The sequence below is a fragment of the Microcystis sp. 0824 genome, from assembly GCF_003112475.1.
In the GTDB taxonomy this organism is placed as follows: domain Bacteria; phylum Cyanobacteriota; class Cyanobacteriia; order Cyanobacteriales; family Microcystaceae; genus Microcystis; species Microcystis aeruginosa_C.
Window position 1 is genome coordinate 20,124 of record NZ_BDSM01000005.1, and the last position, 8,817, is coordinate 28,940.

Genomic DNA, 8,817 nt, shown 5'->3' on the forward strand with positions numbered 1-8,817 from the left:
TTTTATCCCTCCTAATATCTATAAAATTTTCACAGTTAAAAGGGTACTTTATTAGACAATAAAGCACCCTTTTAGTTTAGCTTAGAACTCTCCTTTTAAAGCAGCATTACAGCGCTCGCAAATAGTGGGATCATCGGCAAATTTTCCCACTTGAGTGGAATAATTCCAACAGCGATCGCATTTTTCGCCGTCTGCTTTGACAATTCCCACCGAAACAAAGTCCGATTCTCCCTTATATTCTGCGGTTTGAATCGCGCTAATATCACTAACTAATTCCACTTGGGAAGAGAGAAATAGATAACGCAATTCATCAACTTTATTCCCCGTTAAACTATCACAATTGTTGAATAATTCTAACTCCTGTTGTAAGGTTTCATCGGGAACATAAAGTAAAACTTTTGCCTCTAAAGAAGCACCGATCGCCTTATCATTTCTGGCAGTTTCCATCACCTTATTAACTTCGGTGCGTAGCTGCCGGAATTTGGCCCATTTATCGGCCAATTCGCGATTATTCCAAGCAGGATCGATGTTTAGCCATCCTGACTCAAATACCGATAAATAAGGAGTTTTGTAGGGGAGAAATTGCCAGATATCTTCCGCTAGATGAGAGAGGACAGGAGCGATCGCTTTAGCGAGATTTTCTAAAGCAATAGCATAAACTGTTTGACAACTGCGACGACGGAAAGAATTAGGATCGGAAATGTATAAACGATCCTTAGCGATGTCGATATAAAAGTTAGATAAATCGACAACACAAAAATTCTGTACCGTCTGGAAAAAGCGGAAGAATTGGAAACTTTCAAAAGCTGCCGTTACTTCCGTAAACACCTCCGAGATACGATGTAACATATAGCGATCGATCTCCGGTAGATCTTCATAAGCTACCGCATCTTTAACGGGATCAAAATCATTTAAACTCCCCAGTAAAAACCGAGCAGTATTACGGATTTTATTACGGATATCTACCAACTGTTTAAGAATATTTTGACCGATATTCACATCATTGGTATAGTCCACCGAGGACACCCATAACCGAATCACATCCACCCCATAAGCGGGTTCTTTTTTCTGGTCTTTACCCCCATTAATGATCACATTGGGATCGATGACATTCCCCAGAGATTTACTCATTTTTCGTCCCTGTTCATCCAAAACAAAACCGTGAGTTAACACCGTTTTATAGGGAGCAATACCATTAGCAGCCACACTGGTTAATAAACTCGATTGAAACCATCCCCGATGCTGATCCGATCCTTCTAGATACATATCCGCAGGATAACTTAATTCTGGTCGAGCATTAGCCACCGCATTCCAACTAGAACCAGAATCAAACCACACATCCATAGTATCCATTCCCTTGCGATAACTGCGACCATTATCGCGATAACTGGGAGGCAATAATTCCTCTACAGATAACTCCCACCAAGCATTAGAACCCTTGACCGCGAAGATAGCTTGAACGTGATTAATCGTCTCCTCCGTTAACAGAGGTTCATTCGTTTCTTCGTCATAAAAAACAGGAATAGGAACCCCCCAACTGCGCTGACGAGAGATACACCAATCGCTTCTTTCACTGACCATAGAAGTGATGCGATTCTTACCCGTTGCGGGAATCCAACGCACCGAATCAATCGCGTCTAAAGCTAATTCCCGGAATCCTTCCACGGAAGCAAACCATTGTTCTGTTGCGCGGAAAATTGTCGGTTTTTTGGTTCTCCAATCGTAAGGATATTTATGCTGGTATGCTTCTTCTTTGAGTAAGGCACCCTTTTCTGTCAGTGCTAAAATAATTGCTTCATTGGCATCTTTCAAGACATTTAAACCCGCAAATTGTCCCGCTTCTGCGGTGAAATTTCCCTTATCATCCACGGGAGAAAGTATCGGTAAACCGTAACGTTGGCCGACGATATAATCCTCCTGACCATGGCCGGGGGCCGTGTGAACTAATCCGGTGCCGGAATCGGTGGTGACATAATCCCCACCGATGAGAATCGCACTTTCTCTGTCAAACAAAGGATGACGATATTTAGTATGTTCTAATTCCAGACCTTTAACCGTTGCTTTAATCGTCAAAGTCCTGTTAAAAGTGTCGGCCAATTTTTCGACTAAATCCGTCGCTACGATTAGATAATTAGACTCGCTGGTTTCTACCACTGAATAGTTTAATTCTGGGTTCAATGCGACGGCTAAATTCCCGGGTAAAGTCCAAGGGGTAGTCGTCCAGATAGCCACGGATAAATTAGGCAAAAATGGCGTTAAAACCGGGGTTGAAACTGACGTAATTGGGAAAGCAACATAGACACTGCGGGAAGTGTGACCTTCGGGATATTCTAATTCTGCCTCAGCTAAAGCGGTTTGAGAACTAGGACTCCAGTGAACCGGTTTTAGTCCCCGATAAATATAACCTTTTAGGGCCATTTTTCCGAATACGGCAATTTGAGCGGCCTCGTATTCAGGTTGTAGGGTTAAATAGGGATTTTCCCAGTCTCCCCAGACTCCATACCTTTTGAAACCTTCACACTGTTCTTTTTGCGTTTGAAGGGCAAAATCGTGGGCTTTTTGACGTAATTTCAAAGGGGTTAGACCCTCTTTTTCCGAGCTTTTGAGACTTTGTAAAACCTTTAGTTCGATCGGCAACCCGTGACAATCCCAACCCGGCACATAGCGCACTTTGTAGCCTTGCAGCAGTTTATATTTATTGATAATGTCTTTGAGAATTTTATTTAAAGCATGACCGATATGCAGGGACCCGTTAGCGTAGGGGGGGCCATCGTGGAGAATAAATAATTCTTTGGGGTTATTTTGCGCTAATTTCTCGTATATTTGCTCATCTTGCCAGAATTTCTGCAATTCTGGCTCACGTTTACTGGCATTTGCTCGCATATCAAAGTCAGTTTGAGGCAAATTAACGGTATCTTTGTAACTTTTAGCGTTGGACATTCTAGCAAACCTATGGATATCAATCGTTTTCGGGATTCATTCCTAAATAACGTCCCTTTGAGAGTCGTTATCTCTAGTCTGTCACATAACTGTAATATAAATATTACAAGTGACAATCATTGATCTATAAGTCTAGCGAGATTGTGTCCAAGAGCGATGATTCCGAAAGGCTATAATTCAGTTATTCGAGGATAGGGAGCATGAGGACGATGGTGACGAATCCTAATTTTTTTTATGTCTCTCCAGAAGTGTATCTAGAAGGGGAAAGAGTCAGTCCGATCAAGCACGAGTACCGAAAAGGACGGATTTATGCGATGGTAGGCGCAAAAAAGCCCCATATTGTCTTAAATACAAATCTAGCTACTTTATTGAGTATCCATCTCGATGATAGTCCCTGTCTTGTTCTCACTTCCGATATCAAAGTCCGGTTAGAGGAGGCAAATTGTTATTATTATCCCGATATTGCGGTGGTTTGTGACGAGAGAGAGATTAACAATACCGATGATTTTATTCTTTATCCCCTTCTGATTATTGAAGTATTATCGAAATCGACGGAATCCTTTGATAGGGGTGATAAATTTAGCGATTATCAAACCTGTCCCACCTTAAAAGAATACATTCTTATTCATCAAAACCAGATGAAAATTGAATGTCACCGTCGCGAGGATTCGGGAATCTGGAAAGAACAGATCTATGAAGCCGGGGATGAGGTAGAATTCACCAGTGTAGGATTCCGGGGATCGATCACTTCTATCTATCGCAAAGTCCCCGGTTTGGTATGATTACAATTATTTTTTGACATCGCACTTTTATGTCCCTAATTCTCTAAAGCTTCAAATTGACGTAAAGCAAGACTAGAACCTTGATTCCAGCCTAATTCAACATAATAGGGGAAAAGTTTCTTGATATTTATATCGGGAAAGAGACGACTATTTTCGCTTTCTTGATAACCGTCTTCTCTGAACAGATATATTTTTAATTCTTCCCGACGATAAACCCACAATTCGGGGATTTTCAGCAATTGATACGCTTCTACATCAGTCAGAGAAGTAAAATCCACTTCTATAGCTAAATCGGGAGGAGGATCAACAGTTAAATCAATTCTCTCTTTGCCTAAAATTGACTGTCTATTATCAATATAAAAACAAGTATCTGGTTCTACTCCCGCTTCTCCAGGCATTTTCAAGGTAATTGGATCAAAACATTGCCAGTCTTTACCTTGACGACGGAGGATAATTTTTACTAAATCCCTTAATGTATCAATACGATTGCCATGACTTGGTAGGGGAGACATAAGCCTAATTTCTTGCGTTTTGCAATTAAAATAGAGTTTGGGATAGGTTTTTTGGAGACGTAAACTCAGCAATCTTTCGTAATCTTCCCAAGTCTGATGGGGAAAAATAACTTGACTGCCCGGAGATAAAGATAAAGTATTTTCGTTGAGAGTAATTAGTAGCATTTTGATAATTATCCTTGATTTTTTGCTGTTATCTCTTATTTTTTTTCGGCTGAGGAGACTTCTAAAACTGCTTTCGGGTAGGCAATGCGTTGATGGTGGAATTGTTGCCAAACTTGCACAAAAATCTCGGCAATAATTGGTAATTCCTCCTGACGAATACCACTATCTACTAATTGTTGCTCGCGCCATCGGGCCTGAAAAATCTTTTTGATCATATCCATGGCTTGTTCTGGGGAGGCCTCCTTTAGCGAGCGCAAAGCGGCCTCACTACTATCGGCTAACATAACGATCGCCGTTTCTCGCGATTGGGGAATCGGACCATCGTAGCGAAAGGCCGCCTCATCGACGATTTCTTGACCATTTTGGGCGGATTTTTGCAAAGCTTGCTGATAAAAATAGGAAATTAAGAGATTGCCTTGGTGTTCGGGAATAAAATCGCGGACGACTCGCGGTAAACCGTGTCTGCGGGCCATGACTAACCCTTCGCTAACGTGCTTTTTAATAATCTCGGCGCTGACGTAGGGATCATTAATTTCATCGTGTTTATTCGGGCCACCCATTTGATTTTCAATAAAACCGAGAGGATCGTGCATTTTCCCGATATCGTGATAGAGGGTCCCCGTGCGAATTAATTCCACATTACAGTGCAGTTTTCGGGCGGCCGCTTCAGCTAAACAGGCGACAAAAAGGGTATGTTGAAAAGTACCCGGTGCTTCCGTGGCCAAACGTTTGAGTAAACTACAGTTAGGATTGGACAACTCCACCAGACGAATGGGAGTGACCACATCGAAACAGCGTTCCAAATAGGGGGATAATCCTAGGGCGATTACCGTCCAAGCTATGCCCGATAGACCATAGACGAGCGCCGTGGGTAGTAGAGTATAGATGATTGTGCTGGCCGTGGCGCTAACGATTAGGTAGGTGAGCAGATAAACACCCCCTTGACTGACTCCGATTCCCATTCCTAGGAGCGATAATTCATCCCTGGAGCGCAATTTTGCCGCTATCATCGCCGCTAATAGTCCCCCAATCGTCCCGGCGATTAAATCGGCACTGATGCCTTGGATGCTGAATAGGGAAAGACCAGCAGTTAAGAGGACTTGGGTGACGGCCAGAGTCGGGCCGTAGAAACTGCTGACTAATAAACCCACGGCTGCCAGATTGGTAAAGGGAATATTGGCGATCGCTAGGATCGGTGTGGTAAAACTTAGTAAACCCAAGAGAAGAAAATCCCGGTGACGCAGAGGCCGATGGAGACGTTGGGCAACGAGGCAAAAAGTCCCGATCGCGCTGGTGACAAGGATTGCCGTTGACCCTAAACCCATCCAGTTAATGCCCCGTTCGCTCAAACCAAAGCCATCGATGAGAACAAACTGAGCTTGAGTAATTTTTTCGCCTGCTTTAACGATAATTTGACCGGTTTGAGCGCTAGACATGACCATATCTACCGCTTCCACCGCTTTAGCGGCTTGTTCTTTGGTTGCCTCCCGATCTTCTATCAGGTTCGCTTCTCCCTCCAGGGCCGCTAGAAGGATATTTTCGGCTAAAGACTGCTGGCGACTGGTTAGGCGATCGCTGCTAATCTGCACGGCGATGGTATCCTGTAGGTGACTGGTGGAAATCCCCGGGGGAATGCCCTGCACCAAAATCCGGCGCCCCGCTTGCAGGACGGCTTTTTCTAGGTTTTGCCACTCTCGATCGCCCATTTGGGCCACTGTGATCAGATCGGCGTATTTGAGTTTATTTAAGCTGGAATGCTGATAATTTTGGCTGGTTTGCTCCTTTATTTGCCGTAATTGCCCTAATCGATCGATAAATTGCTCAAAGCTTCCCTTCGTCACGCGCTGACGATAGGCTTGGATTTCGCTAACAGCATATTCCTGCTCTTTTGTCAAGAGGTTTGTAAAAGATTCTTCATAGTTGAGGCGGCTCTGTAGAGTTGACCATTGAGCGGCAGAAAAGGTGAGCAGCGTTTCCATTGTGGCGTTGGAAATAGTCCTGCCCATTAAAATGGAATTTTTTGGCAAAAATGGGCTAATTTGACTTAATTGCCCTAAGGTGTCCCGTAGCGATCGCTCAATCTGGGCAGTGATTTGGGGGTCTCTTTTCAGCCGGGGGAGCAGTCCAGCCCGAATTTTTTGGCGTTTGAGGTCGGTGGTTTCTTGGTCTTGAAAACTGGCATCTTCGGGGGCGATAATTGTGACCGGAGAAATAGTCCCGACGGCCAATTTCGGCTGATTATAGAAACGATAACCGACTACGCTAGTCAGACAACCGACGGTAAACAGGAAGATTAAGGGTCGTCGCAGTTTACCCAGGGAGTAAGAGCGAGATTTTCGGGCAGAATCAGGAAAAACAGTGAAAGAATGCAGAAAATGATTCATAAATTTCAGCTAAATTCTATAAACTGCGCCACCATGCCCAGAGGAAAAATACCAGCAATTTGGTTGTGTGTTCCCTTTTCTATTTTAAGGACTCCCTGTACAAAAAAATTTTTTCTCGAAAGGTAAGCTGCCCGCGCATTTAAATTGCTTGTTGAGATGAGGCACTCATGCAAGAGGCAAAAGGGAAAAGAGGTAATAAATAATCGGTTTTTATAGCGTTTTTCAGTCTGCTGAGGTACAAAAGTTATGGGTTTTAGGCAAAAGGCAAAAGGCAAGAGGCAAAAGGGAAGAAAAATAGGTGTACCTCACTAGCTTAGGAAACGCTATAATAACCGGATTTAGTATAACCTATCCCTAACCCTGCGTCTTCATCGGCCCGCATCCTGTAGGGGCGAAGCATTCGGGCAATAACCTATCGCTGAAACCGGAGATTTTCTATCCGAATGCTTCGCCCGTACTTTTTCAGCACAGAAAACGGGTTTCTCCGAGAAACCCGTTTTCTGCTCATGCAGACACCCCCCTTATCAAGGTAGGGTTGATTCATTTAAATTAAGTACAGCTGATTTTCAGTCAATAAATTTGACTAAAGATTCTCAAGTTTATCTTTTTCTAATCAAAAGAGTTAGTCACAATAACTAACCTTTAATCCTCTGCCAATATTTATTATGAATAGATTGATAAAGCTTTTTTCCAAGCCACTACAAGCCTATCTCTCTTGAAATTTTCTGAGATTAAATCCTGTTAATTTAGCTAATTTTTTTGCTTCTTACGTCGATAAAACTATCAGTTTTTCCCAACGTTCAGCTAACCAACTCTGTCCCTCTGTTATTGAGAGAAAACCCAAACCTCTGAAAAGATTCAATCCTATAGTTGTGAGAATTGACCAATTGCTGGCCGCTTGAAAATCACTTATCTCGCTTTTATCTTCCTCAAAAATTACATCTTTTACCCAATGTAACTGATTTTCTATTTTCCAATGTCCTCGAATAATTTTAGCAAATACTTGGGCGGATTCGGTTAGGCTACTTATATAGTAAGCTGTTTCTTCATACGTTTTATCCCCGCGACTACCCCTTCTTTCTACTTTAATAATTTGGCGCAGATTTTCAAACCCTTGTCTTTCATTTTTCCTCACTTTAAAAACTTCTATTTTTCTTGATATTTTTTGTACATAACTATTATCTTGTTCGAGAAAGCAACTTTCTGGCTTTGAGGAATTACTCAGGTCTTGTATTCGCTGATAAAGATTTTTCTGGTTTCCTTTAACGTTGATAACATAATCATTTTTAGTCTGGGCTATTAAGCTGATTGTTTTTTTCTGACAATGTAAAGCATCCCCAGTAAAAACTTTATTTTGGAGAGTGCAATCTTCAATTATAGCTTGACTTTCGTCGATTTCAGATTTTTTTTGTTTTCGATTTTTTTATGTGTAATACTAAGCAACTTTCTTGACTAAAAAATGAGACAAACATAATAAAATCTTGTTGTTTATTGTTAGGATTTTTTAGGGTATTTTTTAGACTTTTTCCATCTATGACTAGCCAATTTATATCATCTCTTTGTTCATATTCTTCTAATGCCCATTCATTAAACATTTTTAACAAACTCTTACAATCAACTCCCATCATTACCCTTCTAATTGTTGAATAGGATGGGACTCTTTCTGGAATTATGTTAAATTCTTGACTGAGCCTGTGCCGATTATTTTTAGCAAACTCTCCTAGTTCTCTATAACCTGAGTATCCTAGCATTGTTCCCAGTATTATTATTACTACTAATACTATCCATAAAGGCAGTAAGGATTATAGCTACAATGATGGATTTTTATCAAGGTGAAGAATTGTAATTGGTTTTCTCAGAAAAAATCAATTATTGAAAATAGTTTTTAATAGTATTCTCTACAATGACAGTTTTTCGTAAAAACATCTTGGGGAATGTAAAAACATATAAAAATATATGAAGATGTGCGGAATGTCGGTTATAATATAAGCAAACAAGAGATTTAGCCCCAAGGCAGAAAAGTTGGGCTGGTCT

Annotated in this window: 4 protein-coding genes and 1 pseudogene; 1 reads left to right on the plus strand and 4 read right to left on the minus strand. The window is 41.6% G+C overall.

Features of this window, described 5'->3' with window-relative positions:
• Positions 1–81: 81 nt before the first annotated feature.
• Entirely contained in the window at positions 82–2,940 is a 2,859-nt protein-coding gene (gene ileS / locus N0824_RS02235) for an isoleucine--tRNA ligase (RefSeq protein ID WP_108935540.1), read from the minus strand.
• A 209-nt stretch (positions 2,941–3,149) separates the two neighbouring features.
• Here ileS and N0824_RS02240 point away from each other — a divergent pair, with 209 nt between their 5' ends.
• Complete coding sequence (locus tag N0824_RS02240) at positions 3,150–3,722, plus strand: Uma2 family endonuclease (protein WP_108935541.1); 573 nt, start codon at positions 3,150–3,152, stop codon at positions 3,720–3,722.
• Positions 3,723–3,757: 35 nt separating this feature from the next.
• Here the strand turns inward: N0824_RS02240 and N0824_RS02245 are convergent, their stop codons facing one another.
• The 3 genes and pseudogenes from N0824_RS02245 to N0824_RS02255 form a co-directional block, all read right to left on the minus strand.
• Positions 3,758–4,399, minus strand: coding sequence for a Uma2 family endonuclease (locus N0824_RS02245; RefSeq protein ID WP_108935542.1), 642 nt, complete (start codon positions 4,397–4,399; stop codon positions 3,758–3,760).
• 35 nt (positions 4,400–4,434) lie between these two features.
• Positions 4,435–6,783: an HD family phosphohydrolase gene (locus tag N0824_RS02250; protein WP_108935543.1), complete on the minus strand. Its 2,349-nt coding sequence runs from the start codon at positions 6,781–6,783 to the stop codon at positions 4,435–4,437.
• 766 nt (positions 6,784–7,549) lie between these two features.
• Positions 7,550–8,576, minus strand: a pseudogene (locus N0824_RS02255) (ISAs1 family transposase); the annotation flags it as partial.
• Positions 8,577–8,817: the final 241 nt, after the last annotated feature.